General features: G+C 56.7%; 23 protein-coding genes. 16 read left to right on the top strand and 7 right to left on the bottom strand.

What is annotated here, in order from left to right; genetic code table 11:
• Nucleotides 1-60 precede the first annotated feature (60 nt).
• Nucleotides 61-1,119, bottom strand: coding sequence for an ABC transporter ATP-binding protein (locus tag ACRZ9U_RS11095; RefSeq protein WP_170407775.1), 1,059 nt, complete (start codon nucleotides 1,117-1,119; stop codon nucleotides 61-63).
• Nucleotides 1,116-1,910 (bottom strand): IclR family transcriptional regulator, encoded by a 795-nt coding sequence (locus ACRZ9U_RS11090; protein WP_170394450.1) that lies wholly within the window; start codon nucleotides 1,908-1,910, stop codon nucleotides 1,116-1,118. Before ACRZ9U_RS11090 ends, ACRZ9U_RS11095 begins: the two co-directional genes overlap by 4 nt.
• Before the next feature lie 140 nt (nucleotides 1,911-2,050).
• Here ACRZ9U_RS11090 and ACRZ9U_RS11085 point away from each other — a divergent pair, with 140 nt between their 5' ends.
• The 12 genes from ACRZ9U_RS11085 (at nucleotide 2,051) to ACRZ9U_RS11030 (ending at nucleotide 16,221) form a co-directional block, all read left to right on the top strand.
• Nucleotides 2,051-3,310 (top strand): ABC transporter substrate-binding protein, encoded by a 1,260-nt coding sequence (locus ACRZ9U_RS11085; protein ID WP_170394448.1) that lies wholly within the window; start codon nucleotides 2,051-2,053, stop codon nucleotides 3,308-3,310.
• A gap of 94 nt (nucleotides 3,311-3,404) precedes the next feature.
• Nucleotides 3,405-4,331, top strand: coding sequence for a carbohydrate ABC transporter permease (locus tag ACRZ9U_RS11080; RefSeq protein ID WP_170394445.1), 927 nt, complete (start codon nucleotides 3,405-3,407; stop codon nucleotides 4,329-4,331).
• A gap of 1 nt (nucleotide 4,332) precedes the next feature.
• Complete coding sequence (locus ACRZ9U_RS11075; RefSeq protein WP_170394442.1) at nucleotides 4,333-5,181, top strand: carbohydrate ABC transporter permease; 849 nt, start codon at nucleotides 4,333-4,335, stop codon at nucleotides 5,179-5,181.
• A 22-nt stretch (nucleotides 5,182-5,203) separates the two neighbouring features.
• Complete coding sequence (gene melA, locus ACRZ9U_RS11070; RefSeq protein ID WP_170407771.1) at nucleotides 5,204-6,544, top strand: alpha-glucosidase/alpha-galactosidase; 1,341 nt, start codon at nucleotides 5,204-5,206, stop codon at nucleotides 6,542-6,544.
• 54 nt (nucleotides 6,545-6,598) lie between these two features.
• Nucleotides 6,599-8,308, top strand: a complete 1,710-nt coding sequence (locus ACRZ9U_RS11065) for an IlvD/Edd family dehydratase (RefSeq protein WP_170407768.1) — start codon at nucleotides 6,599-6,601, stop codon at nucleotides 8,306-8,308.
• The gene (locus tag ACRZ9U_RS11060; RefSeq protein WP_170407766.1) at nucleotides 8,308-9,075 is read left to right on the top strand and encodes an SDR family oxidoreductase; all 768 of its coding nucleotides are present in this window, start codon (nucleotides 8,308-8,310) and stop codon (nucleotides 9,073-9,075) included. The genes ACRZ9U_RS11065 and ACRZ9U_RS11060 overlap by 1 nt, the downstream gene beginning before the upstream one ends.
• A 4-nt stretch (nucleotides 9,076-9,079) precedes the next feature.
• Nucleotides 9,080-9,973, top strand: coding sequence for a 2-dehydro-3-deoxygalactonokinase (locus ACRZ9U_RS11055; RefSeq protein WP_170407763.1), 894 nt, complete (start codon nucleotides 9,080-9,082; stop codon nucleotides 9,971-9,973).
• Entirely contained in the window at nucleotides 9,970-10,575 is a 606-nt protein-coding gene (locus tag ACRZ9U_RS11050) for a 2-dehydro-3-deoxy-6-phosphogalactonate aldolase (protein WP_480901831.1), read from the top strand. Before ACRZ9U_RS11055 ends, ACRZ9U_RS11050 begins: the two co-directional genes overlap by 4 nt.
• Nucleotides 10,572-11,432 carry an SMP-30/gluconolactonase/LRE family protein gene (locus ACRZ9U_RS11045; RefSeq protein ID WP_170407757.1) on the top strand — a complete coding sequence of 287 codons (861 nt, stop codon included), beginning with the start codon at nucleotides 10,572-10,574 and terminating at the stop codon, nucleotides 11,430-11,432. Before ACRZ9U_RS11050 ends, ACRZ9U_RS11045 begins: the two co-directional genes overlap by 4 nt.
• Nucleotides 11,429-13,342: a beta-galactosidase gene (locus ACRZ9U_RS11040; RefSeq protein WP_170407753.1), complete on the top strand. Its 1,914-nt coding sequence runs from the start codon at nucleotides 11,429-11,431 to the stop codon at nucleotides 13,340-13,342. The genes ACRZ9U_RS11045 and ACRZ9U_RS11040 overlap by 4 nt, the downstream gene beginning before the upstream one ends.
• 67 nt (nucleotides 13,343-13,409) lie before the next feature.
• Nucleotides 13,410-15,254 carry a family 1 glycosylhydrolase gene (locus ACRZ9U_RS11035; RefSeq protein ID WP_170407752.1) on the top strand — a complete coding sequence of 615 codons (1,845 nt, stop codon included), beginning with the start codon at nucleotides 13,410-13,412 and terminating at the stop codon, nucleotides 15,252-15,254.
• A 40-nt stretch (nucleotides 15,255-15,294) separates the two neighbouring features.
• A complete protein-coding gene (locus ACRZ9U_RS11030; protein WP_170407750.1) occupies nucleotides 15,295-16,221 on the top strand; it encodes a carbohydrate kinase family protein in 927 nt (308 codons plus the stop codon).
• Between the two features lie 135 nt (nucleotides 16,222-16,356).
• Here ACRZ9U_RS11030 and ACRZ9U_RS11025 read toward each other — a convergent pair whose 3' ends face one another.
• From ACRZ9U_RS11025 to ACRZ9U_RS11015, 3 genes are all read right to left on the bottom strand, one after another.
• Nucleotides 16,357-17,622, bottom strand: coding sequence for an ABC transporter permease (locus tag ACRZ9U_RS11025; protein ID WP_170394412.1), 1,266 nt, complete (start codon nucleotides 17,620-17,622; stop codon nucleotides 16,357-16,359).
• The gene (locus tag ACRZ9U_RS11020) at nucleotides 17,619-18,425 is read right to left on the bottom strand and encodes a taurine ABC transporter ATP-binding protein (protein ID WP_170394409.1); all 807 of its coding nucleotides are present in this window, start codon (nucleotides 18,423-18,425) and stop codon (nucleotides 17,619-17,621) included. The genes ACRZ9U_RS11025 and ACRZ9U_RS11020 overlap by 4 nt, the downstream gene beginning before the upstream one ends.
• Before the next feature lie 74 nt (nucleotides 18,426-18,499).
• Nucleotides 18,500-19,495: a taurine ABC transporter substrate-binding protein gene (locus tag ACRZ9U_RS11015; protein ID WP_170394406.1), complete on the bottom strand. Its 996-nt coding sequence runs from the start codon at nucleotides 19,493-19,495 to the stop codon at nucleotides 18,500-18,502.
• Between the two features lie 176 nt (nucleotides 19,496-19,671).
• Between ACRZ9U_RS11015 and ACRZ9U_RS11010 the strand changes: the two genes are divergently transcribed.
• The 4 genes from ACRZ9U_RS11010 to hisD all read left to right on the top strand — a co-directional run bounded on the left by ACRZ9U_RS11010 (nucleotide 19,672) and on the right by hisD (nucleotide 23,892).
• A complete protein-coding gene (locus tag ACRZ9U_RS11010) occupies nucleotides 19,672-20,646 on the top strand; it encodes a LysR family transcriptional regulator (protein WP_170394403.1) in 975 nt (324 codons plus the stop codon).
• Between the two features lie 218 nt (nucleotides 20,647-20,864).
• Complete coding sequence (gene cuyA, locus ACRZ9U_RS11005) at nucleotides 20,865-21,878, top strand: D-cysteate sulfo-lyase (protein ID WP_170407746.1); 1,014 nt, start codon at nucleotides 20,865-20,867, stop codon at nucleotides 21,876-21,878.
• Nucleotides 21,879-21,913: 35 nt separating this feature from the next.
• Nucleotides 21,914-22,609: a cysteate racemase gene (gene cuyB, locus ACRZ9U_RS11000; RefSeq protein WP_170407743.1), complete on the top strand. Its 696-nt coding sequence runs from the start codon at nucleotides 21,914-21,916 to the stop codon at nucleotides 22,607-22,609.
• Between the two features lie 8 nt (nucleotides 22,610-22,617).
• A complete protein-coding gene (hisD, locus tag ACRZ9U_RS10995; protein ID WP_170407741.1) occupies nucleotides 22,618-23,892 on the top strand; it encodes a histidinol dehydrogenase in 1,275 nt (424 codons plus the stop codon).
• Nucleotides 23,893-23,925: 33 nt separating this feature from the next.
• Here hisD and ACRZ9U_RS10990 read toward each other — a convergent pair whose 3' ends face one another.
• Nucleotides 23,926-25,392 (bottom strand): aldehyde dehydrogenase, encoded by a 1,467-nt coding sequence (locus ACRZ9U_RS10990; RefSeq protein WP_170407738.1) that lies wholly within the window; start codon nucleotides 25,390-25,392, stop codon nucleotides 23,926-23,928.
• Nucleotides 25,393-25,401: 9 nt separating this feature from the next.
• Complete coding sequence (locus ACRZ9U_RS10985; RefSeq protein WP_170407735.1) at nucleotides 25,402-26,439, bottom strand: LLM class flavin-dependent oxidoreductase; 1,038 nt, start codon at nucleotides 26,437-26,439, stop codon at nucleotides 25,402-25,404.
• Nucleotide 26,440: the final 1 nt, after the last annotated feature.

Below are 26,440 nucleotides of genomic sequence, written 5' to 3'. Positions count from 1 at the left end.
GCCTCCGAAAAGCCGATGGATAATGCGCAGTCATGCAAAACAGATCCGGTCTGGCAAGCCCTATCGCAGCCGCTGACCCGTCTCGGGATCGAACAGCATCGCACGCTCAGGACGAACCGAAAGCCCGATGCGGTCACCGGTCGTACTGCGTTGGTCTTCCCGTTCTTCCACAATCAGCTTATCGCCATTTGGCGTCAGCAGATAAGAATATGAAACGCCACCGAGCGCTTCGGTCAGATCAACTGTGCAGGTGTCACCGTTTCGATCCACCTGAATATGCTCGGGGCGAATACCCAATGTTACTTTCGTCGCTCCTTTGGGAACGCTCTCGGTGACCGGGACATCATCAGTAAGTGCAGGGTGCCGCACCATGCCGTCCACGACATCGCACTCAAGGAAGTTCATTGCAGGAGACCCGATGAAACCCGCCACGAACTTATTGTCGGGGTCGCGATACAGGTCCATAGGGGCTCCCACTTGCTCAATCCGACCGTCGCGCAATACCACGATCTTGTCGGCCATGGTCATCGCCTCAACCTGATCGTGCGTAACATAGATCATCGTCGCACCGATTTCCTGATGAAGCCGCGCAATTTCAACCCGCATTTCCACGCGAAGTTCTGCATCCAGATTCGAGAGCGGTTCGTCGAACAGGAAAACCTCGGGGCCGCGCACAATGGCACGCCCGATCGCGACCCGCTGACGCTGACCACCCGACAATGCTTTGGGTTTGCGTTTAAGATATTGGTCGAGCTTCAGAATATTTGACGCTTCCTGAACCTTCTGATCGATCTCGGCCTTGGCAACACCGTTCATCCGCAGACCAAATCCCATGTTCTCGGCCACGGTCATATGGGGATAGAGCGCATAGGTTTGAAAAACCATCGCCACTCCGCGTTTGGCCGGATCCACATGCGTGACTTCACGTGCGCCGATATGGATTTCCCCGTCCGAGGTTTCTTCCAAACCCGCGATCATCCTCAACAGCGTCGACTTACCGCAGCCCGAGGGGCCCACGAACACGCAAAACTCACCATCTTCAATCTGCAGATCAATCCCGTGAATGACCTGCGTCTGGCCATACCGTTTGATCGCGCCTTTCAGGGTTACACCTGTCATGTTGCTTGCATCCTATTCTGTTGGCCCTCGGGGAACCGCCACGCCTGTGCTTCTGTGCCGATCTGTTCAGCGACGCGCCGGACGCGCGGCACCCAAGATTGCAATTGTTCGAAATCCATTCGCCCAGTCGATCCTGTCACCGAGAGGGCCCCCAACATGCGGCCCCCGTTAGTCAGAATCGGGCAGGCAATGCAGATGATGCCAGGCTCATGCTCTTCATCATCAACTGCGTAACCACGGCTGCGGATCTTAACGAGATCAGCCCGCAATGCCTTTTCCGAGGCCAAGGTCTTGTCAGTGAACCGATGAAAGCTTTGTTGCGAGATCGTCTTTTCCAACTGTGCCTCGTCCAAATAGGCCATCATCGCTTTGCCAACGCCTGTGCAATAGGCCGGGCCGACCTTGCCGGCCTCAGAATACATCTCAATTGGTCGTTGCGCGTTGCGCTTATCCACATAAAGCACCTGCCCGGAATCAAGTTGCGCCAAGTGCACGGTCTCCCCTGTCTCGGCGCTGAGAGCGTCCAGGAAAGGCCGCGCAATTGGAGCTAATGAGCTATGCGTCCATGCCGAATGCGCCAGTCGCACCAATCGCATACCTGGCGAATAGGTCTGCCGTTCCGGTTCGTAGTGCAGCATGCCCTGATTGGTTAGCGACTGCAGAAAACGGTATAGCGTCGCCTTGGGAAATTCACTGCGTTCCAGCAATTCCCCGAACCGCACCGGGCGTTCGAAGGCCGCGACCTGTTCCAGCACGTCACATGCTTTTCCTATTGTTCCGTCACCTGCCACGGGTGCCTGTTCTCCTCCACTTTCCCTCGGCTTTGGGCACGAGGGTCTTGACAAGAGTAGCCGAGTCGATGTGTAGTTTTCAATATATAAAACATGGTTTCAATATTTGAGACCAATATGGAAGCTTTAGGGAGGAAACTATGCATTCCATGTTCAAGCGCACAGCGGCTGCTTTGGCTGCCAGTGTGGCACTTGCTGCGCCCGTCGCGGCAGAGCTGACCGGCGAGCTGCGAATCTTCCTCGATACGTCCAACCCGGCGCCGCGCGCGACGATGGAAGCGATGATCGAGCGATTCGCGGCCGAACATCCCGGTCTGGAAATTGAAACCACCGTGATCGACCGTGAGGCCTACAAGACCCAGATTCGCAACTTCCTGACGGCTGACACGCCAGACGTTGCCACCTGGTATGCAGCCAACCGGATGAAGCCTTATGTTGAAGCGGGTCTTTTCGAAGACGTCTCGGACCTGTGGGCTGAACCTGAAATCGCCGACAATCTGGCCTCGACCAAAGGTGCGATGACCATTGATGGCAAACAGTGGGGCGTTCCGTACACCTACTATCAATGGGGCGTTTATTACCGCAAAGACATCTTTGATGAGCTGGGTCTGACCGAGCCGACCACTTGGGAAGAAGAACTGGCCAACTGCCAGAAGATCGTCGATTCCGGCCGCGCCTGTTATACCATCGGCACCAAGTTCCTGTGGACAGCAGGTGGCTGGTTTGACTATCTGAACATGCGCACCAACGGGTTCGACTTTCACAATCAACTCGCAAATGGCGAGATCAGCTGGGAAGACGACCGGGTTAAGCAGACCTTCGCCAACTGGAAACAGCTGATCGACATGGGCGCATTCATTGACAACCACCAGACATATAGCTGGCAAGAAGCCCTGCCCTTTATGGTCAACGGTGAGGCCGCCGCCTATCTGATGGGTAACTTCGCTGTGGCTCCGCTGCGTGAAGCAGGCCTAACCGACGATCAGTTGGACTTCTATCAGTTTGTCGCCATCAACCCCGATGTTGAACTGGCTGAAGACGCGCCGACCGATACGTTCCATATCCCGGCCAATGCCTCGAATAAGGAAGCCGCGCGTGAGTTCCTGCGTTTCGCAGTGTCTGCGGACGAACAGACCGAAATCAACAACGGTGCAAACCTCGGCCAGTTGCCTGTGAACGCGCAATCCGCAGTGGACGACGACAAGTTTCTGCAGCAGGGCTTTGTCATGCTATCGTCTAACAGCCCCGGCGGTGTTGCACAGTTCTGGGACCGCGACGCACCAGCGGAAATGGCAAAAGTGTCGATGGAAGGCTTCCAGGAATTCATGGTCAAGCCGGACAACGCTGACAAGATTCTGGCCAAGCTGGAACGTGCGCGCGAGCGCATCTACGACAACTAAATCTTGTCCAGGGTCGGGCTGAAGCCCGGCCTACACCTTGCACAATAGTAGGGCGGGCTTCAGCCCGCCTTCACCCACCAGATCCGAGATGCCCATGACCGCTGCCGTTGACGCCCCCGAGCAAGAAAGCTGGTTCCACAGAAACCAACAGCGCATCGCGCCCTGGCTGTTTTTGGCTCCGGGTCTGTTGTTCTTCATGGTCTATGTGATCATCCCGGTCTTTCAGTCTTTCAATCTGTCTCTTTATGAATGGGACGGTTTAGGTGCAGCTGAATATGTCGGCTTTCGAAACTATGAAGATCTGTATTGGGAATGGGTGGACCGCGACGCTTTCTACATCTCGCTCAAGAACAACCTGATCTGGCTGATCCTGTATCTGGCCGCAATCCCTGCAGGCTTGTTTATTGCACTGTTCCTGAACCAGACGGTCTGGGGCATCCGCCTCTACAAGTCTTTGTTCTTCTTTCCCTTCGTCATCTCTCAGGTCGTCGTTGGGCTAGTATTCACATGGTTCTACGACCCAACCTTTGGCCTTCTAAACGAATTCCTAAGCCTCTTTGGCCTCGGTCCACTGAACGTGCTGGGGGATGAGCGCTTCGTAACCTACGGCATCATCTTCGCAGGTCTATGGCCACAAACGGCCTATTGCATGATCCTCTACCTCACCGGCCTTAACGCCGTCGACCCCGAACAGATCGAAGCCGGGCGTCTGGACGGCGCAAAAGGTGGGCGAATGCTGTGGCACATTATTCTGCCGCAGCTGCGCCCGGCAACCTTCATCGCATTCGTTGTGACAATCATCGGCGCGCTGCGCAGCTTTGACCTGATCTCGATCATGACACAGGGCGGTCCTTTTGGCTCGTCCCGCGTGCTGGCCTACTACATGTTCGAGGTCGCGCTGTCCGAATACGGCTTCCGCATGGGATATGGCGCAGCTATCGCTGTGATCCTGTTCCTGATTATGCTCTGCTTCATCGCCTACTTCCTGTGGTCGATGTACCGCGAAGAAAGGGGGCACTGAGATGTTTCCCAAACCGATCGAAAAACAACCCCGTGCGGCACAGATCACTTATCAGGCGATGTTGCCTCTGGCACTGCTACTATGGCTGGGGCCCCTTTTGGCGGTCGCACTTTTCTCGGTCAAACCAGCCGCAGACTTCACCAATGCGAATTACTGGGGGATGCCGTCCAGTTTTGAGGGCGCGTTCAACTATGGTCAGGTCTTTTTCAATTCGGATATGCCACGTTACTTGATGAACTCGTTCCTGATCACCGTACCAACGGTAATCGGGGCCGTTGCGCTCAGTTGCATGACAGGCTTCGCGCTGGGGATCTACAAATTCAAATCGAACCTCTGGATCTTCTTCATGTTTGTGGCGGGCAATTTCGTACCCTTCCAGATCCTGATGGTCCCTGTGCGCGATCTCACGCTGGAGTTGGGCCTTTACAACACCAAAACAGGGCTTGTGCTATTCCACATCGCCTTCCAGACCGGGTTCTGCACGCTCTTCATGCGCAACTTCATCCGCGCCCTGCCATTCGAACTGATCGAGGCCGCACGGGTCGAGGGCATTAGCGAATGGCGAATCTTCTGGTACGTCGTTCTACCACTGATGAAACCGGCCATCGCCGCACTCAGTGTCCTGATTTTCACCTTCATCTGGAACGACTATTTCTGGGCTGTTGTTCTGACCCAAGGGGCCGAAAGCCAGCCCGTGACAGCCGGGATCACCAGCTTTAACGCGCAATTTCGCGCTGCTTATCAGTTGATGAGTGCCGGTTCTATAGTGGCAGCCCTGCCGCCGGTTGCCATGTTCTTCCTGATGCAGAAACACTTCATCGCGGGCCTGACCCTCGGTGCCGTAAAATAACGTCAAACCAGAGGTTTACCTCATGACCAAGATCACCTTTGTAGGTGCAGGTTCCACGATCTTCATGCAGAACATCGTGGGCGACGCCCTGCTCACCCCTGCCCTTGCAGACAGCCACTTTGCGCTGATGGATATCGATCCGGTGCGCTTGGCTGAAAGCGAGGCTGTGGCCAAGGCCATGATCCGCTCAGTCGGCACGGCTGCAACCGTCTCAACCCACACGGATCGTCGCGCGGCGCTGGACGGCGCAGATTTCGTGATCACTGCCTTTCAGGTTGGCGGGTATGAGCCTTGCACGGTGACAGATTTTGAAATCCCAAAACAATATGGCCTGCGTCAGACTATCGCCGATACGCTGGGTGTTGGTGGCATTATGCGCGGCCTGCGCACTGTACCCGTTCTGTGGGGCGTCGCGCAGGACATGATGCAGTTGTGCCCCAATGCAACGCTGCTGCAATACGTGAATCCGATGGCCATCAACACCTGGTCTCTGGCTGAGCGCTTCCCTAATCTGAAACATGTCGGCCTGTGCCATTCTGTCCAGAACACGGTCGAAGAACTGGCGCATGATCTAGACCTGCCCAAGGCGGACTTTCGCTACAAAGTTGCCGGTATCAATCACGTCGCGTTCTTCCTCAAGCTCGAGCATGAAGGCCGCGATCTGTATCCGGCTTTGCGTCAGGGCTATCGCGCCGGGCATTTACCCAAGCCTCCGCTGCTAATGCCGCGCTGTCCAAACAAAGTCCGGTACGAAGTGATGGACCATCTTGGATACTTCTGCACCGAAAGTTCCGAGCATTTTGCAGAATACGTTCCTTGGTTCATCAAAGACGGTCGCAATGACCTGATCGAACAGTTCAGCATACCGCTGGACGAATACCCGACCCGCTGTGTCGAGCAGGTGGCCAATTGGAAGGAACAGGCAAAGACCCTGACAGATGGTCGGAACATCGAAGTAACCCGAAGCCATGAATTCGCCGCCGACCTTATGAACGCAATCGTGACAGACACACCGTACACAGCCTACGGCAACCTGCCAAATACGGGTCAGATTCCGCAACTACCCCTAGGTGCAGCGGTTGAAACGCCGTGTCTGGTTGACTCGAATGGCGTCCAGCCTTCCGTGGTCACGGATATCCCGCCACAACTGATCGCGTTGATGCGGACCCAGATCAACGTACAAGAGCTAACGGTTCGCGCGCTGACCGAAGAAAACCCCGAATACATCTATCACGCCGCAATGATGGATCCCCATACTGCGGCCGAGCTGGATCTGCGCCAAATTCGCGGCCTCGTCACCGATCTGCTTTCTGCCCATGGCGATTGGCTGCCAGATTGGTGCCGCCCCGCCCGCGCAGCTTAATCTTCGTCTTCTCAAAAAACACTCAATTCCAACGCCAGACAGACAGAGCCAATAATGACCAAGAAACGCCGTTCACAGCATTGGTACGGAAAACTCGATAAGGACGGGTTCATTCACCGGTCCTGGATGAAAAACCAGGGCTTTCCGGATCACGCTTTTGACGGGCGCCCCATCATCGGCATCTGCAACACATGGTCGGAACTGACGCCCTGCAATTCGGGCCTTCGTGATCTAGCCGAAGGCGTGAAACGGGGCGTGTGGGAGGCGGGCGGCTTTCCAGTGGAATTCCCCGTTATGTCGCTGGGCGAGACCCAGATGAAACCCACCGCCATGCTGTTTCGCAACCTGCTGGCGATGGATGTCGAGGAATCGATCCGCGCCTATGGTATCGACGGCGTTGTCCTGCTGGGTGGATGCGACAAGACCACCCCGGGGCAGCTGATGGGTGCAGCCTCGGTCGATTTGCCGTCCATCGTGGTTAGCTCTGGCCCGATGCTGAACGGCAAATACCGGGGTCAGGATATCGGCTCGGGCACTGATGTCTGGAAGTTTTCCGAAGCTGTTCGTGCCGGAGAAATGACACTTCAGGATTTCATGAACGCTGAATCAGGCATGTCGCGTAGCGCGGGTGTGTGCATGACTATGGGCACCGCTAGTACCATGGCCTCATTGGTTGAGGCGATGGGCATATCGCTGCCCACCAACGCCGCCCTGCCTGCCGTTGATGCCCGCCGCATGGCACTGGCGCATCTGACCGGCAAGCGCATTGTCGAGATGGTGGACGAGGACCTCAAACCATCAGATATCCTGACCAAGGAGGCGTTTGAGAATGCCATCCTCGCCAATGCAGCCGTCGGAGGATCGACAAACGCAGTGGTCCACCTGTTGGCACTTGCAGGTCGCGTGGGTGTCGACTTGACGTTGAAAGACTTTGAAATCGGATCGGAAATCCCCCTGCTGGTCAATTGCATGCCTTCTGGCAAATACCTGATGGAGGATTTCTGTTATGCAGGCGGTGTGCCAGTGGTTCTGAGCGAACTCAAACCTTTCCTGCGCCCGGCAAGAACAGTTCTGAACAAGGACATCTCGGCCCACTGTGAAGGGGCTGAGTGTTTCAACACAGACGTCATCCGCCCATTTGACGATCCGGTAAAACCCGCCGCAGGCCTGCGGGTTCTGCACGGCAATCTTGCGCCCAACGGGGCAATCGTGAAGCCTTCGGCGGCCACAGATGCACTGCTGGAAACCGAGGCCGAAGCATACGTTTTTGAGAGCATCGAAGATCTGAAAGCCAATATCGACCGCGACGACTTACCAGTAACACCTGAGACCATTCTGGTCCTCAAAGGTTGTGGGCCCAAGGGCTATCCAGGGATGCCCGAGGTTGGGAACATGCCGATCCCGGCCAAGCTGGTCAAAGACGGCGTACGCGACATGATCCGGATCTCGGACGCGCGTATGTCTGGTACTGCATTCGGGACAGTTATCCTGCATGTCAGCCCTGAGGCTCAGGCTGGTGGTACGTTGGCGTTGGTCAAAACCGGTGACCGTATTCGCGTGTCCGCCAGCAAGGGCGAGCTGCAGCTGCTGGTCGACGAAAAGGAGCTGGACGCCCGCCGCGCCCTGTGGCAACCGGACGATCCGCATTACTCGCGCGGGTATGCGAAGCTTTATATCGACCACGTGTTGCAGGCTGATCGCGGCGCGGACCTTGATTTCCTTGTGGGCAAAGACACGCGCCTAGTGACGAGAGAGAGCCACTGATGAATCAACCTGCTACATTTCAAGACCTCAACGGAGCCTCTGTTTATATCACCGGCGGCGGTTCGGGCGTTGGTGCAGCGTTGACTGACGGGTTCATGGCCCAAGGGGCTAAAGTTGCCTTTATCGGTCGGTCAGATGCCGGTGAATTTGTCGAACAGATGCGTGACAAGCACGGCCGCGCCCCCTTGTTCCTACAGGGTGACATGACTGATACCGAGCTGTTGCACGCCACCATGGCCAAAGCAGCTGAAGCCCATGGCTCGATTAAAGTGCTGGTCAACAACGCCGCGAATGACAAGCGGCACTCACTTGAAGAAACTACAACCGAGTTCTGGGACTGGATGATCGAAGTCAACCTAAAGGCCTACTATTTTGCCTGTCAGGAAGCCGCGCGACAGATGAAGGACAAAGGCGGTTCGATCATCAATTTCAGTTCGATCAGTTACCTGATGGGGAACGCAGGTTATCCAATCTATACAAGTTCAAATGCGGCAATCACCGGCATGACACGCTCGTTGGCGCGTGAACTTGGGCCACATAAAATTCGCGTCAACGCGCTGGCACCGGGATGGGTTCTGACACAGAAACAGCTGGACATGTGGGCCACACCCGAAGATCTGGCTGCGCATATGGATCGCCAGAGCCTGAAAGAGCATCTGACGCCCGAAGACATGATCGCACCAACCCTGTTTCTGGCTTCAAGCGCAAGCCGTGCAATGACCGGGCAGTGCATGGTGGTTGACGGCGGCGTGGTAGGAACGGGGTGACGCTATGAATGTTGAGTGGATCGCTGTTGACTGGGGAACATCTCATCTGCGGGCATGGGCCATGCAAGGTGATAGCGTTTTGGCACAGGCCGCGTCGTCAGATGGTATGTCCCGCACAGCCGGCGGAGGATTTCAGGCAGCCCTGCTGGCTTTGATCGAAGATTGGCTGCCCGGGCTACCGGTAGATGTGATCGCCTGCGGAATGGTTGGGGCACGACAGGGTTGGGTCGAGGCCCCGTATTCTGCGGTTCCATCCGAGCCGATTCCGGTCGTACCCTTCCGCGTTCCAAACACCGATCCGCGTATTCGGGCCTTCGTCGTTCCTGGGCTGAGACAGAACAGCCCCCCCGATGTGATGCGCGGGGAAGAGACGCAGATCGCGGGGTTCCTCAGCACGCATCAGAATTGGGACGGTGTGATTTGCCTACCCGGCACGCATACAAAATGGGCCCAGATCAGTGCCGGAGAGGTGGTCAGTTTCCGAACCTTCATGACCGGCGAGTTGTTTGATCTGCTGCGCGGGCAATCCGTTCTGCAGCATTCAATTGACGAGGGCTGGAACGACGCGAGTTTTACCGAAGCGGTTGCCGACATGCTGTCGAAACCCGAGCAGCTGGCAGCGCGCCTATTCGGGCTACGGGCCGCTGATTTGCTGCACGGTCAAAGCAAGAGCGTTGCACGCGCCCGTCTTTCAGGGTTCCTGATTGGCGCCGAGCTTGCCGCATCGCGGCCCTATTGGCTGGGCCAACAATTGGCGATCATCGGCTCGGAAAGTCTGACCAAGGCCTACGCGACCGCCCTGCAGCAACAAGGTGCCATGGTCGAAACCGCAGACGCCACAATCGCAACACTTGCGGGTCTGTCGCAGGCCCGAACATTAACGAGGCAAACCGCATGAGCCGCCCCATCATCGCCATCTTGCGTGGGCTGACCCCTGACGAGGCAATACCCGTCGGTCACGCCCTGTTGGAAGCGGGCATAGACCGGATTGAGGTTCCGTTGAATTCTCCCGATCCGCTGGAAAGTATCCAAGTTCTCGCCTCGGAAATCGGGGACCGCGCGCTTATTGGGGCGGGTACTGTATTGACCCCCGATCAGGTTGACACGGTTGCCGATGTCGGGGGCAAACTGATCGTTTCGCCGAATTGCGATGTGTCCGTAATCCAACGCTCTGTCGCGCTTGGGCTGCAAAGCTGGCCGGGTGTGTTCACGCCGACCGAGGCCTTCGCAGCGCTCCAGGCTGGGGCTACAGGGTTAAAACTTTTCCCCGGTTCGCTTGCCGGTCTTGCAGGGTTGGCTGCGCTGCGCCCTGTTTTGCCGCCGGGTGCTCAGGTCTTTGCGGTGGGTGGTGCGGGCCCCGAGAACTTTGGAGCCTGGATCGAGGCCAGCGCCGACGGCTTCGGAATTGGATCTGCGCTCTATAAGCCCGGAATGTCAGTTGGAGAAATAGCAAACCGTGCCCGGCAAATCGTTGCTGCCTATGATGAGGCCGTTGGATGAGTCAGGTCTATGACGACCGCCCCTGCGAATTGGGCGAGGGGCCATTGTGGCACCCTGAACGGCAACAGCTTTTCTGGTTCGATATCATCGGCAAACGACTGATGACGCGAGAAAATGAACAAGCGCGTAGCTGGGCGTTCGATGAACATGTCTCAGCCGCAGGATGGGTAGACCGTGACACTTTGCTGATCGCGTCGGAAACCGGCCTGTGGCGATTTGGGCTTGAGAGTCGAGCCAAAGATTTGATCGCCCCGCTTGAGGTCGACAATCCGGTGACTCGATCCAATGATGGGCGCGCCGATCCTTGGGGCGGGTTCTGGATTGGCACCATGGGCAAACAGGCAGAAGTAGGCGCAGGTTCGATCTATCGCTATTGGAATGGCGAGCTACGGCCATTGGTCCGAGATATCACCATCTCAAATGCAATCTGCTTTGCGCCGGACCGATCCTGCGCCTATTACAGCGATACCGCCACCAAGCTGGTCATGCGTTGGGAACTGGACGCGCAGACAGGCTGGCCCATAGGCAAAGCGGCGGTCTTCCTTGACCTGCGCAGCGAAGATCTGAACCCGGACGGCGCTGTGGTTGATCGCTCCGGAAACATCTGGATCGCCCAATGGGGTGACAGCCGGGTCGCAGCCTATACGCCCAGCGGTCAGTTCCTGAAAGCTGTCGTCTTCGATGCCAAACACACTTCGTGCCCGAGTTTTGGTGGTGATGACCTGACTACACTGTTCTGCACCACCGCCCGCCAAGGGCTGGACGCGGACACCCTTGCAAGAACGCCGACGAATGGCATGACACTCACTGCGCCAAATGTGGCGCAAGGTCAAGCTGAACACAGAGTTATACTATGAAGCCGGAACTTGGCGTTTGCTATTACCCTGAACATTGGCCCGAAGAAAACTGGGCTCAGGACGCCGCGCGCATGGTCGAGACTGGCTTGAAATGGGTCAGGATCGGCGAATTCGCCTGGAGCCGAATGGAACCCACGGCTGGAGACCTGCAATTCGACTGGTTGGATCGCGCGATTGAAACCTTGGGTGCGGCAGGGCTGAAGATTGTGCTGGGCACCCCGACGGCAACACCTCCGCGATGGATGCTGGACAAGCATCCCGACATGCTGGCTGTGGATGCTGATGGCAATCTACGCAAGTTCGGCTCACGCAGACATTATTGCTTTAGTCACACCGGCTATATCGACGAATGCAAGCGGATCACGAAGATCATGGGTCAGCGCTATGGCCGCAACCCGTATATCGCCGCTTGGCAAATCGATAACGAATATGGCTGTCACGATACGACGCTCAACTATAGTGCTGCGGCGCTATATGCTTTTCACCGCTGGCTGGCGAACCGATACAACTCGATCGACGCGTTGAACGATGCCTGGGGGAATGTGTTCTGGTCGATGGAATATAACAGCTTCGATCAGATCGAGCTGCCGAACCAGACCGTGACCGAGCCCAACCCGGCACACGTCTTGGCGTTTCGCAGGTTCAGTTCGGATCAAGTGGTGGCGTTCAACAAGGCCCAGGTCGATGCGCTGCGGCCGCTAACGGATCAACCATTGCTGCACAATTACATGGGGCGTGTGCTGGAATTCGATCATTTCGATGTAGGCAGGGATTTGGACATCGCGACGTGGGACAGCTATCCGATTGGCTTCCTGTCGGATCGGTTGGAAGTGGACGAGCCGCACAAGACTGCATTTCTGCAGCAGGGTGATCCGGACATGCAGGCCTTTCACCACGACCTATACCGCGCCGTCGGTCGAGGCCGTTGGTGGGTCATGGAACAGCAACCCGGTCCAGTGAACTGGGCCCCCTACAACCCGGCACCCCTGCCCGGCATGGTGCGTCTCTGGTCGCTTGAGGCGGTGGCCCATGGGGCAGAAGTGGTCAGCTATTTCCGCTGGCGGCAAGCGCCATTTGGGCAGGAACAGATGCATGCCGGTCTACTTACCCCGCATGGCGACGAAGCACCCGGTTTGGCAGAGGCGCGTCAGACCGCCGATGATCTGGCCGCGATAGGCACGGTTCAGCCTATCCATGCGCAGGTTGCTATCGTCTTCGATTATGCATCTGACTGGGCCTGGACAACGCAGCCTCAGGGCGCGGGGTTCGATTATTTCCGGCTCGTATTCTCTGCCTACCGCGCGCTGCGGCGCGCTGGGTTGTCGGTGGATTTCGTGCCTCAGGACAAGGTCGGCAAGGAGCACTATAATCTGATCCTAGCACCGGGCCTGGCTGCCCTAGGCGATCTTGAACAAAGGCTAATACAAGGGTGTGATCTTGCTGTTCTGGGACCGCGCAGCGGGGCAATCACCGCAGATTTTCAGATCCCTGATTCGGGGCGCCCAGGTCTTGATGGCCTCAGCAGCCATGTCGATCTGATCGAAACTTTGCCACCCGGCGTAACCCGTATTGTCGAAGGGGGTGGTGCTGCGGAACATTGGGTTGAGCGCTTGTCAGGCTCCGCGCAAAAATTGCTTTCTTTCGCAGATGGCACTGCGGCGTTGCATGGCGGTGCCGGTCTTTGGTATTTGGCGGGGTTCCCCGATGAGGCCCTTTGGGATCGCGTCATAGCCATGGCGGCCCAGAAAACGGATCTGGCGCTCCATCCGATGCCCGAAGGGCTGCGACGGCGCGAGATGCAGTCGCACGAAGTGCTGATCAACTATAATGCGCATTCAGTGACATGGGACGGCCAGCAGGTCGAGGGATGTGATGTCCTGTTCAGGACGCGCGGTTCATATAAACGTTAATCTAGATACCGCTAACATAACCTGTTAGATGGCGAGACGCTGGTCATGGCTCCAACAGGTTGCGACAATGAAATATACCCGTTCTGACTTTCCCAATGGCTTTCTGTTTGGTGCGGCTTCCCCTGCAGAACCGGCAACTGGGCTAGACATGCACCGCTTTACAGTCCGTTGGCAGCACATCATGCCAGACGGTCGCATTCCTGATGCACGCGCATTGGATCAGTGCGAGCAGCGGATTGATCAGCTTTTGGCACACAGCATTCGGCCATGCATCGTGCTGGATCACAACGATATCCCCCCAGCGCTAGAGGATATCGGCGGGTGGCGCAATCGAGTAATGGCCGACTATTTTGCAGCGTTTTCTGAGGTAATCGTCGCTCGGATGGGTGATCGGATATTCAACATCTCTACCTTGAACCCGTCCGTCGGAATCGAACGCGACCCTCGCACTAATGCCCGCAGCCTGCACCATCAATTGCTTGCACAGGGCGCGGCGCGTCAGGAAATGCGGAGCTATGGGATGGCCAATCTGGGTGTAGAGGTCGATCCGCTCATCCTTGATACGATAACCAACGGGCAATACCCGCAGTCTTTGCTGGATCGATTGGCCCGCCACTTTCCCGAAAATTGGCGGGATGATTTTTCCATCATCGCCGAGCCGATTGATTGGTGCAGCGTAGTCGTGAAAGAGGGCGCTGACATAGACATACTCATGCGCACAACACATGAGCAATCGCTGCCTTCATTCGTGACCGTAGCCGCCGATGCGGGTCATGACTTGGTGCATTCGCTGGCGCGCGTGCATGACGCACTTGAATCCGACACCTTGGTACACGGCATTTTCGTTCAGTCCGGGACCGACGTCGAGGCGTTGCAGACAATCCAAACAAGTGACGCCCAGCCGGCCCCATGGGTTAGACCCAAGGGAGGGTTACACGCACATTGGAATCTGGTGGCCGATATCGGCGGCACCAATACAAGATTGGGCGTCGTAACCGAGGGGGCGCTGACCGATCTTCGCAAACACCCCACGGGCACTGTAAGCGACCTGCAAGACGCATTACACAGTTTATGCGACGAGGTCGGGACACAGCCGCGCGCTGTGGTCGCGGCCGGGGCGGGGCCGGTTCAGGACGGCACCATTCGCCTGACCAATGCCAATCTTGATCTTTCCGAAGACGCTCTGGCCCGAGCAACCGGCGCGCACCATACCTATGTCATCAATGATTTCACGGCTGCCGCATGGTCAGTCGCCGAGATTACCGAGAATGATGTTGAGGTATTGCAGGGCTCACCCGCTCCACCATTGGGGACACGGCTAGTTGTCGGGCCGGGAACCGGGCTGGGTGTGGGCGCCCTGCTCTACTCTGAAGGACATTTTCACACCGTTTCCGGCGAAGGCGGCCATGTTGGATTGTCCCCGCGCCATCTTGACGAGGTCGAGGTTTTCCGCGCAGCGCGCAAGATCATACCCGAGTGCTTTTTTGACGATACGCTCACCATCGAGGCCGAGATGTTCCTGAGCGGAACTGGCCTACCGGTTCTCTATCAGGCGATCGGAATGGCCGAAGGTCAGCCCAACGGCATGATACGTTCGGCAAAAGACATTCTGCAGGATGCTCAGGACGGCTCGGATGCCTGCGCTGTTAAGGCGGCGCGAATGTTCACCGAGCATCTGGGCGCCATCATGGGCGATCTTGCTGTCGCTCTTATCCCCGCCGGAGGCGTATTTCTGGTTGGCGGGGTGGCCGAAAAGAACCGCTGGCTGTTTGGTCAGGATTTTCTGCGGGCCTTCAACGCAGGAGGTCGGTTTGATGAACTGCGGCGATCAATGAACCTGTATGTGTCGGAGCAGAATGAGTTTGGCATTGTTGGCGCTAACAATTTCTGTAAGAATGCCTTGGCACGGTAATTTGGCCGTGCATTTTTTAGGCAGATCGAAGGGTAGCGGAATGATCCTGTGCTGTGGAGAAGCTCTGATCGATATGATTGCCGAACCAACGGTTTCTGGCAGCAAAGGGTTTGTCCCACATTCCGGCGGCGCGATCTTCAATACAGCAATTGCATTGGGTCGTTTGGGCATTCAAACGGGGCTTCTGTCAGGGCTATCTACGGACATGTTCGGAGAACAGTTGATCGCCGCCTTGCAGATCAGCCATGTCGCGACCTCGCATGTTATCCGCTCGGACCGTCCTACGACACTTGCATTCGTGCAATTGCGGGATGGGCACGCCACATACAGTTTTGTCGATGAGAATACGGCGGGCCGGATGCTGCGGCCCGAAGACATGCCGGATCAACTACCGGGCGTTTCCGCACTGTATTTCGGAGGGATCAGCCTGGCTTGCGAACCCTGTGCCGATGCCTACGCGGCCACACTTGATCGTCATGGCGCGGATCGTGCCGTAATGCTGGACCCCAATATTCGACCCAGCTTTATCAAGGATCAGACGCGATACCGGACCCGCTTGAACCGTATGATCGCAAAGACCGACATCATTAAAGTTTCCGATGAAGACCTTGATTGGATTATACCGGGCCCCGAAAGCCATGCCGAGAAAATTCCACTGCTGCTTCGTGCAGGACCAGCGATCGCAATCGTGACCAAAGGGGGGGATGGCGCGACAGGCTATCTTTCTGATGGAACGGACGTTTCCGTGCCCGTCCAGAAGGTTAAGGTCGTGGATACTGTTGGTGCTGGCGATACGTTCAACGCAGGTGTGCTGGCCGCGTTGAGCCAAACCAGTCACCTCAACAAACCCGCCTTGCGCACTTTGCCCACAAGCAGTCTTCGCGACGCGCTTGAATACGGTGCAAAGGTCGCTGCCGTCACCGTATCCCGAGCGGGGGCAAACCCGCCTTGGGCACAGGAGCTCTGAAGGTATACAGACCGATGCCGTGTTCAAGCTAGAAAAGCAGCCAGTTCCAACGCCGCGTTTTTTCCTGCAGCTAAAGCAAAGGCCCCCGAGATTGCTCGGGGGCCGCTTTGTTACCACAGTATCGGGAACGACCGATCAGCTGCGGCCTTTCCATGGCACCAGCCAGTTCTCGGCCTTGCGCATCAGGATATCGATTCCATATCCGATCACCCCGATCAGGACGATCCCCATGATGACAATGTCGGTCAGCTGGAATTTGGATGCGGCAATGATCATCATACCGGCACCCTTTTGTGCGGCAACCAGTTCAGCCGCAACAACAGTTCCCCAACAGACACCCATGGCCACACGTGCACCGGTGAAAATCTCGGGCAGCGAGTTGGGCACGATCACATGGCGCATGATCTGCCATTTCGACGCCCCCAGAGAATACGCTGCGTGGATTTTCGAGATGTTCACACCGGACACACCAGCCCGCGCGGCGATGGTCATGATCCAAAGGGCCGCAAGGAACAGCAGAACGATCTTGCCGGTCTCCCAGATGCCGAACCAGATGATCACCAGTGGGATCAGCGCAAGTGGCGGCACCGGTCGCATGAACTCGACAATCGGATCGAACCAGCCTCGAAACCAACCGGATAGGCCCATTGCATAACCCAGCGGAATCCCCACAAGCGCACCTGCGATAAACCCAGCAATTACGCGCAACAGCGACCAGCCCAGATGCTCCCAAAGCGAGAAGTTCTGGTAGCCTTCATTCGCAATCTCAAAGAACCGGGCCACAACGGTTTCAGGGGCTGGAAGCCAGATGGGGTTCATCTGCAAGCCCTGTTTGGGGGTGAAACTGATCGCCCCTTTCCCGGTCAGCGTTACGGTACCATCGCCTGTATCAACCTTTTGGCCTTCACCTATAGGTGTGCCGTTGATCGCGACGATCTTTGCACCCTCATTGCGTTTGGCATCATCGTTCTTGTCGAACAGGATCGTCGATGAGCGGCCCGCAGCAGCTGCAACCGCATCGTCTTTGGCAAACCCGCTGCCGGGCTCGACTTCGAATTTCTCTGCTTCCTCACCAAAGGCTGGAACGCGAACAAAAATCGTGGCTTCATCCGTGCTGCCATCCGCGTTTTCGAGCGTATAGGTGAATTGCGTATCACCCACAAATGGGCCCGGCACATGGATCGGAAACAACTTCGAGCCGGTGAAAGCCGCCCAGATCACAAAGATCACGAGAACCGAGATTATCGATGCAGCCCTATCCGCTCGTACGGCACTTTCGTCGCCGAAAGTCACAGTTTTCAAGCTTGTGAAATCCTGACGCGATTGCAAACCGCGGCGTAACGCGTAGACGATAAAAAACGCGCCACCGAACAGGCCGATATAGAAGAGAAGTACAATCATGATGCCTGCTCCGTCCGACCCATAATTTCTTCTTCCATCTCCCAGATCATCGAGAGGATCTCATCGCGCTTTTCCGCAAAACCTTCGGATTTCTTCACATCACGCAGATCGGCATTCACACCGCGTTCAGCAAAAGGCAGATTGTATTCGCGGTGAATGCGCCCCGGTCTGGGGGCCATGACAATCAGACGCTCACCCAGCAACAAGGCCTCTTCGACCGAGTGGGTGATCAGGATGATCGTCTTGCCTGTTTCTTTCCAAAGCTTCAGGACAAGGCCCTGCATTTTCTCACGGGTCAGCGCATCCAAAGCACCCAGCGGTTCGTCCATCAGGATGACGTCCGGCTCGTTTGCCAGGCACCGCGCCAACGCTACACGCTGCTGCATCCCACCCGATAGTTCATAAACCGCCTTGTCCTTGAAATCCTGAAGCCCGACGACCTCAAGCAGATGGTCGGAAATCTGGTCACGCTCGGCTTTGGGCATGCCTTTCATACGCGGGCCAAACTCGACATTTTCCCGCACGTTCATCCATTCGAACAACGCGCCCTTCTGAAACACCATCCCGCGTTCAGCATCAGGGCCTTTGACCAGATGGCCGTTCAGTTCAATCTTGCCAGATGTCGGCGCCAGAAATCCTGCAACGATGTTCAGCAACGTCGTTTTACCACAGCCCGACGGGCCAAGGACAGACATCAGCTCACCCTCTTTAAGGCTGAGTGAAACATCTTGTAGGGCCTGTACTGAGGAGCCGTTGGGTAAGTCAAAGCGCATGGACAATTCTACGATGTCCAGTTCAGGCATCCTGCCTCCTTCCTGCTTTCATAGCTGTCGACCGGCCCGAAACCGGGGCCGGTCGCATGAAATGTCCTGCGTGATTAGTTATTCGCAGCTGTCAGCGGGCCTGCATTAACGGCACCATCATACGAATCCAGAGCGGATTCGATGCTGCCTGCCGACACGAACACGTTTGCAACACCCTGCATGAAGTCTTGCGCGCCACCTCCCAGCCACTTCTCGGATAGCTGGTCTTCAACTGACGGGAAGGTGAAAGTCGCGATTGTGGCTTCAGCGTCTGCAGGATCCATACCAGCATCCTTGGCAATCACCGGCAGCATTTCATCTTTGCTGTCGCCTGCGTTCCACTTGGCGTTGGCATCTGCGGTAACCTTAAGGAACTTCGACAGAAGCTCGGGCTCTTCTTCGATGAAGCTTGCCGGAGCGCTAGTGACGTCGAACACTAGGATACCGATCTCTTCTTTTTCAGCACCGGTCAGCAGGATGTTGCCATGCTCAGTCATACGACGAAGCGCGCCACCCCAGCCGCAAACCATGTCGAGGTTGCCCTGGGCAAACGCCGCGGCGCCATCGGCCGGAGCCATGTCAACAATTTCCATTGAACCGATGTCGACACCAAAGTGAGACATTTGCGACAGGAAACCGTAATGCGCAGCTGTACCGATCGGAACACCGACCTTCTTGCCGTTCAGTTCACCCGCGTTGCCCTTGTCGATTTCAAGCGCTTCGGCAACAACGCAGTTGTCGTTGTCTGAATAGCTAACCGCCACATCGACGATCTGGATGTCCTGACCGGCCGAAGTGGTTACCACAAACGGTGGCACCCCTTGGCTGACCGCGATCTGTACATCACCCGAGGCCATCGCAGCTGACATGGCGGTACCGGTGTCGAAAGACACCCAGTTGATCTTGACGCCCAGTTCTTCTTCGTAGGTTCCGTTTGCTTTCGCATACTGGAACGGCATCGGCCATTCGAGGAAATAAGCAACCGTCAGTTCATCAAGCGCGGCGGCTTGTGAAGCGGTGACGGCCGCAATCCCGGCATATGCTGTTGTGAGCAGATATTTCTTGATCATTTTGACTATTTTCTCCCTGCTGGTTCCACTCGTCGGCTCTTGAAACGTCCGAACTCTGGAACAGTAGAAAAACCATAGTCCTTACGCGTTGAATTAGTAAATCAAAATACTGGTTGCGTAAAAAGCGAAACTTTGTTTCGCTTTTGACTGATAGTTCGCTGGTTTGGGAGCCCCCGATGACAAAGAAAGCACTCAGTCTCAGGTGGCTGGAAGTCTTCCAACTTATTTCCAAGTTGGGTTCAATCCAAAAGGTGTCCGCTGAAACCGGTTTGTCAATCAGTACGGTCTCCAATCATTTGCGCAGTCTTGAAAAGGCGCTGGATGTGGATTTGGTGGACCACAGCCGCAGACCCATGGGTCTGACACCCGCAGGCACGGTGTTCTCACGACATGTGCATGACGGCTTGATCGCCTTGAAACGGGGCGAGGCCGAGCTTCGCTCGGGCAGTTGGCAACATGCAACAGATTTGCGTCTAGGCCTGATTGACGATTTTGACAGCCGGGTCGCGCCAGAACTGTTCCGTCATCTCTCTGCAAGCCTGCCGCGGTGCAATTTTCGCCACTTTACCCGCCCCAGCCATGAGATTCTTGACAAACTGCAGTCTCAAAAGCTGGATGCAGGCGTTGCGACCCGACCTCCTGAGCACTTTGAGGGGTTAATCGAATTCCCGCTACTTCGAGATCCGTTTATCGTCATTCTTCCGCCCGCATATGACGGACCGGTCGAGGAACTGACCAAATCAGACAGTCCGCTTCCGCTTTTACGATATTCGCGTGATCACACCATCGGCAGACTCATCGAAATTCAGCTAACCCGTAGCAAGATCAACCTGCCCAACCGGTTCGAACTTGAATGTAATCAGTCAATTATCGGACTTGTCGCCGGGGGCAGTGGTTGGACGATCACGACTGCTGCCAGCTACTATCGCGCACGACGATTCCACAAAGATACACGCGCATTACCTTTCCCGGGCAAAAGCTTTGCGCGCACCGTGTCGTTGTTCACGACCAATATCTATCCGTCGACAACCACACGACTGATCCACAACACACTGCAAAACCTGATCCGTCGTCATGTGACCGAGCCTATGAATTCGCGGTTTCCTTGGTTGAATGACGACTTTCGAACCATACCCGCACCCCCCGAATGAGCAACCAGGTAATCTGAGCGCAATATCGAAGTTATTTTCCGGCTTTTTCGAAACCGGGTACAGTGCGCTTGACCGACGCGCCCCATCCGCTGTGATTAGGCCTGACCTTGCGGCTTGACTACAGGCGGCATTCTAAACCCAGAAACCTACCCAGCGGCCCATGTTGGCAAGACCTACCGGTCTTGAACCATGTGCCGGGCCCAGATCAGGACAGCTTGATGCATCTTTCCCGTTTTCCCCGTGTTTTTCTTGCCCATCTGCCAACTCCGCTTGAACGGATGGATCGTATGTCCGAGGCTCTGGGAATCGATCTTTGGATCAAGCGAGACGACTGCACCGGCATGTCGACGGGTGGCAACAAGACCCGTAAACTAGAGTTTCTGTTCGGCGAAGCGCTCGCACAAGGCGCAGACATGGTGATGACACAAGGGGCAACGCAATCGAACCATGCGCGTCAAACCGCTGCATTCGCTGCCCGGCTGGGTTTGAAATGTCATATCCTACTGGAAGACCGCACCAGCTATAACAACGCCAACTACAACAACAATGGTAATGTCCTGCTGGATCATCTGCATGGCGCAACCACCGAGAAGTTTCCCGGCGGCCACGACATGCCCGCCGAGATGGAGCGTTCGGCCGCGAAGAAGCGTGAAGAAGGTCACAACGTGTATGTCATTCCGGGCGGAGGTTCGAACCCGACCGGAGCGCTTGGCTATGTGAACTGCGCGCTAGAGCTTGTGAGCCAGGCCAATAACTCCGGTCTCAAAATCGATCGCGTGGTGCATGCGACGGGCTCCTCGGGCACGCAAGCCGGGCTGGTCACCGGGCTTTGCGCCATGAATACGGGCATTCCGGTTCTTGGCATTGGCACCCGCGCACCGCAGCCCAAGCAAGAGCAGATGGTCTATGATCTAGCCTGCAACACGGCTGAGAAATTGGGTTGCCCAGACGTGGTGCGGCGCGAGGATGTGATGGCCAATACCGACTATGTAGGCGACGGCTACGGCTTGCCGACCGAAAGCGGCATTGAGGCGATCCGCATGTTTGCCGAACTGGAAGGCATTCTGCTCGACCCGGTCTATTCCGCCAAAGGGGTCGCCGGTCTGATCGATCTGGCGCGCAAGGGCTCGTTCAAGGATGAGCGTGTGGTGTTCTTGCATACAGGAGGCTCGGTTGGCCTGTTCGGTTATGATTTCGCTTTCGATCACACCGACCGCTGGGTCAATCTGTAAATCACGGTGATAAGTTCCAGCAAGCAGGTCTTTGCATGAAACCCCGCGTCACCGGCATATTGGGCGGAATGGGCCCAGAGGCGACAATTCTGTTGCAGCAGCGCGTGTTATCCACGGTACAGGCGGCGGATGATGCCGATCACCTGCCACTATTGATTGACATGAACCCACAGGTGCCTTCCCGCATCGCGCACCTGATCGAGGGCAACGGGTCTGATCCCGGGCCGGTTCTGGCCGATATGGCGAGAGGATTGGAGCAATCAGGGGCAACCGCGCTTGCGATGCCGTGTAACACCGCACACCACTATGCGGCGCAGATAGAGGACGCCGTCTCGATCCCCTTTCTGAACATGGTAGACCTGACCGTGGATCAAGCGGCGCAACTCCTGCCTTTTGGCAGCCAGGTCGGAATTCTTGCCTCCCCAGCGCTGCGAAAGGTCGGAATTTTTGACGCCCCCCTGAACCGCGCCGGATTTACCGCAATCTGGCCCGAGGATGAAGATAGGATGCTCGGCACGATCCGCCACATCAAATCCGAAGGGCCAACCGGCGCTGCACTCAGCACACTTTCCGACGCTGCTAACGCCCTTTCGGGCCGGGGTGCCGCGCTTTTGTTTGTGGCCTGCTCCGAATTCTCTCTGCTCACCCGCGACTTGCCCAAAAGCGTTCCGATCATCGACACCGTCGATATTCTGGCGGGCGCTATCCACTCCCACTCTCTGACGCGTTGAGGTTTCCCATGGCCGTCTCTTATCTGAAAACCGCCCTGCCCCGCCCCAATGCAGAAAATTCGGATATCCGCGATATCGTCGCAATCATGCTCTCCAATATCGAGCGCGAGGGCGAAGAGGCCGTTCGGCGCTATGCCGGAACGCTCGATGGCTGGACGGGAGAGTTCGTGTTGACTGATGAAGCGCGCAAAGCCGCATGTGACCGCGTGCCTGAACAGGTCAAAGACGACATCCGCTTTGCCCATGCCAATATCCGTCGATTTGCCGAAGCGCAGATGACCACGGTGAGCGAATGCGAGATCGAGGTGATGCCCGGCCTGATCGCAGGTCAGAAACAGATCCCGATCGCTAGTGCGGGATGTTACGTTCCTGGTGGTCGGTATAGCCATATCGCAAGTGCGTTGATGACGATTACCACGGCAAAGGTGGCTGGGGTGTCCCACATCACGGCGGTCTCGCCACCGCGTCCCGGTGCGGGCATCCCTGATGCAATTGTTTATGCGATGGACCTTAGCGGTGCAGATCTGATCCTGAATCTGGGCGGAGTTCAGGGGATTGCTGCGATGGCCCATGGCTTTTTTGGTGCGCGGCCAGCTGATATTCTTGTCGGTCCGGGAAACTCCTATGTCGCCGAGGCGAAACGGATGCTGTTTGGTAAGGTTGGCATCGACATGTTTGCAGGTCCAACCGATACCTTAGTCATTGCCGATCACACAGCATCGATCGAGACTGTCGCCTGGGATCTGGTGAGCCAAGCCGAGCACGGCGTCGATAGCCCTGTCTGGCTGGTCAGCACCGATAAAGCTCTGGCCCAGGGTGTTATCGCGCGCGCCGATGCCCTGATCGAAAGTCTTCCCGAGCCGAACGCTAGTGCAGCGCGCACGGCATGGCGCGACCGGGCCGAGATCATTCTTTGCGACAGCCGCGACGAGGCTGCCAGGGTCGCCAATAACTACGCGCCCGAACATCTGCAGGTGATCGCCGAGGACCTGGATTGGTGGCTGGACCAACTGACCACCTATGGATCGCTGTTTCTGGGTGCCGAAACAACAGTGCCCTTCGGCGACAAGACGTCCGGGCCAAATCATGTTTTGCCAACAAGCGGAGCGGCCCGATATACCGGCGGTCTGTCAGTGCATAAATTCACCAAAACGGTGACTTGGCAGCGCTGCACAGCGCAAGCCTCGCACGAGCTTGCTGAACGCACTGCCAGGATCAGTCGGATGGAAGGCATGGAAGGCCACGCACGCGCGGCAGAGATGCGATTGTCTAAAGTGTGCTAAATCTGGCCCAAGGATCCTGTTGATTGGTCAGATTCACCGCATCACGAACGGATCGGGGATCGGATCGTCGCTAGTGCGCAACCAGACCGATTTGACCCGCGTGTAATCAAGCGCCGCCTGTAGGCCCCCTTCGCGCCCGTGGCCCGACAGTCCATGACCTCCGAATGGAGCAATCGGGCTGACAGCGCGATATGTGTTAACCCAGACAATGCCAGCCCGAATTCTGCGGATCATTCGATGTGCGCGGGTCAAGTCTTTGGTAAAGACACCCGACGCCAGCCCAAACGCGGTGTTGTTGGCTATTTGTATCGCCTCCGCTTCGGTCCCGAAACTGACGACCGAGAGGATCGGACCAAAGGCTTCGCGCGTCAGACAGGGCGCATCAGGCGCGTCCGTACAATCAATGATTGTCGGTGGAAAATAGTGCCCCTCACGGTCCAAAGGTTGCCCACCCGCTATCACGGTAGCCCCTGCCGAGACGGATTCAGCAACCAAATTTGCCGCTGTCACAAGCTGAGCCTGAGTGCACAGCGGGCCAACTTCGGTCTTTAGGTCATCGGGCGCCCCGATCACGATCTCACCCGCTTTTTCGGTGAGCCGGGCCAGAAACTCATCTTTGATCTTATCAGAGATTACCAATCGCGATCCCGCCACGCAGCTTTGCCCGGTAGCAGCAAAGATCCCCGAAACCTGCGCGTTCACAGCACTTTCGATATCGGCATCTTCGAATACGATGAACGGGGATTTTCCGCCCAGTTCCAACGAAGTCGAAGCGAGGTTTTCAGCCGAGTTGCGCACGATATGGCGCGCGGTTTCCGGGCCGCCTGTAAAGGCAACATGATCGACATCCGGGTGACTGGTCAGAACGGCGCCGCATTCCGGCCCGAAGCCGGTGATGACGTTCAGAACTCCGGGCGGGAAGCCTGCCTGATCGAAAATACGCGCGAATTCCAGCATCGGGGCCGGACCATCTTCGGATGCTTTCAGAACGACTGTGCAACCGGCGGCAAGCGCCGGGCCAATCTTGACCGCAGACAGGAACAGTTGCGAATTCCACGGCACTATGGCGGCCACCACACCAACTGGTTCGCGGTGCAGCCAAACCTCCATGTCGGGCTTGTCGATCGGCAGGTGCGCCCCTTCGATTTTGTCCGCCAATCCGGCATAGTAACGGTAGTAGTCCGCGACATAGGCGATCTGAGCAGAGGTTTCGCGAATGATCTTGCCGGTATCGCGCGTTTCAAGCTCGGCTAAGGTCTGAGCATTTTCGGCGACCAGATCGGCCAGCCGGTACAACAGTTTACCACGAGCCGTTGCTGTCATGGTCGCCCATTCGGGGGCATTCAGCGCTGAACACGCAGCCTCAACCGCGGCGTTCACATCATGTGTTCGGGCCTCAGGCATTTTCGCCCAAACGGTGCCCGTCGCGGGATCAAGGCTGTCGAACTGCGCGGTCCCATCCGAAAACGTGCCGCCGATATAGTGCTGAAACTGCCGCATTTTCTCTCCTTAGGCGAAGGCGGGCATGACGTCCGCGATGAACCGCTCTAGCGAGGCTTTCTTGCGCTCAAAGCTCATCCCACTGTCGATCCAGAAAGAATACTCATCATATCCAAGATCGCTATAGCCCTTGATGCGTTCGATTGCTTTGTCGGGCGTGGCGATCACGTTGTCCCGGATCATCGCCTCGGGCGAATAGAAGGGATGGTTAGCGATGTCGTCATCGCTCAGCGCCTGGATCAGTCCCTGCGACACTGGGCGTTCGTTTTTGAACCACGCGCCGAAATAGCAATAAAAGCGATTGATCTCTTCCGCCGCGCGACGGGCATCCGCCTCGTCCGAGGCGATGTAGGTGTGGTTCAACAGCATGATTTCGGGGCGCGGGACGTCATGGAATTTGGCACAAGCGGCATTGAACGTATCCATCAGCCGGGTAATCTCTTCGTCGCCCTGCCACAAAGGGGTGACCTGCACGTGACAACCGTTCGATACCGCAAACTCATGACTGTTGGGATCGCGCGCGGCAACCCAGATCGGTGGACCGTTTTGTTGCAGAGGCTTGGGTGAAGATGTGGTTGCCGGGAAAGAATGAAACTCTCCGTCCAGCGCATGATCGCCTTCCCAAAGACCCCGCACTGCCGGAACAAGCTCGCGCATACGCTGGCCTGCCTCCCAGGCGTCCAGCCCCGGCACCATCCGCTCGTATTCATAGCTGTAGGCGCCACGCGCAATGCCCAGATCCAAACGGCCATTCGTGATCATGTCCGTCATTGCGGCCTCTCCGGCCAGCCGGATCGGATGCCAGAACGGAGCGATAACGGTTCCGGTTCCCAGACGCACATTGTTGGTCTGGCGTGCCAGATCGACGATATTCAGGAACGGGTTCGGCGAGATGGTGAAATCCATCCCGTGATGTTCGCCGGTCCAGACCGCATGCATGCCGCCCGCATCAGCGATCTTGGCCAGTTCTATGAAGTTTTCATACAGCTCCTGCTGGTCCTGATCGGGAGAGGTGCGTTCCATATGAACGAAAAGCGAAAACCGCATG

This window comes from Ruegeria sp. D7 (assembly GCF_056534355.1).
This window is presented reverse-complemented; position numbering and strand designations above follow the sequence as displayed.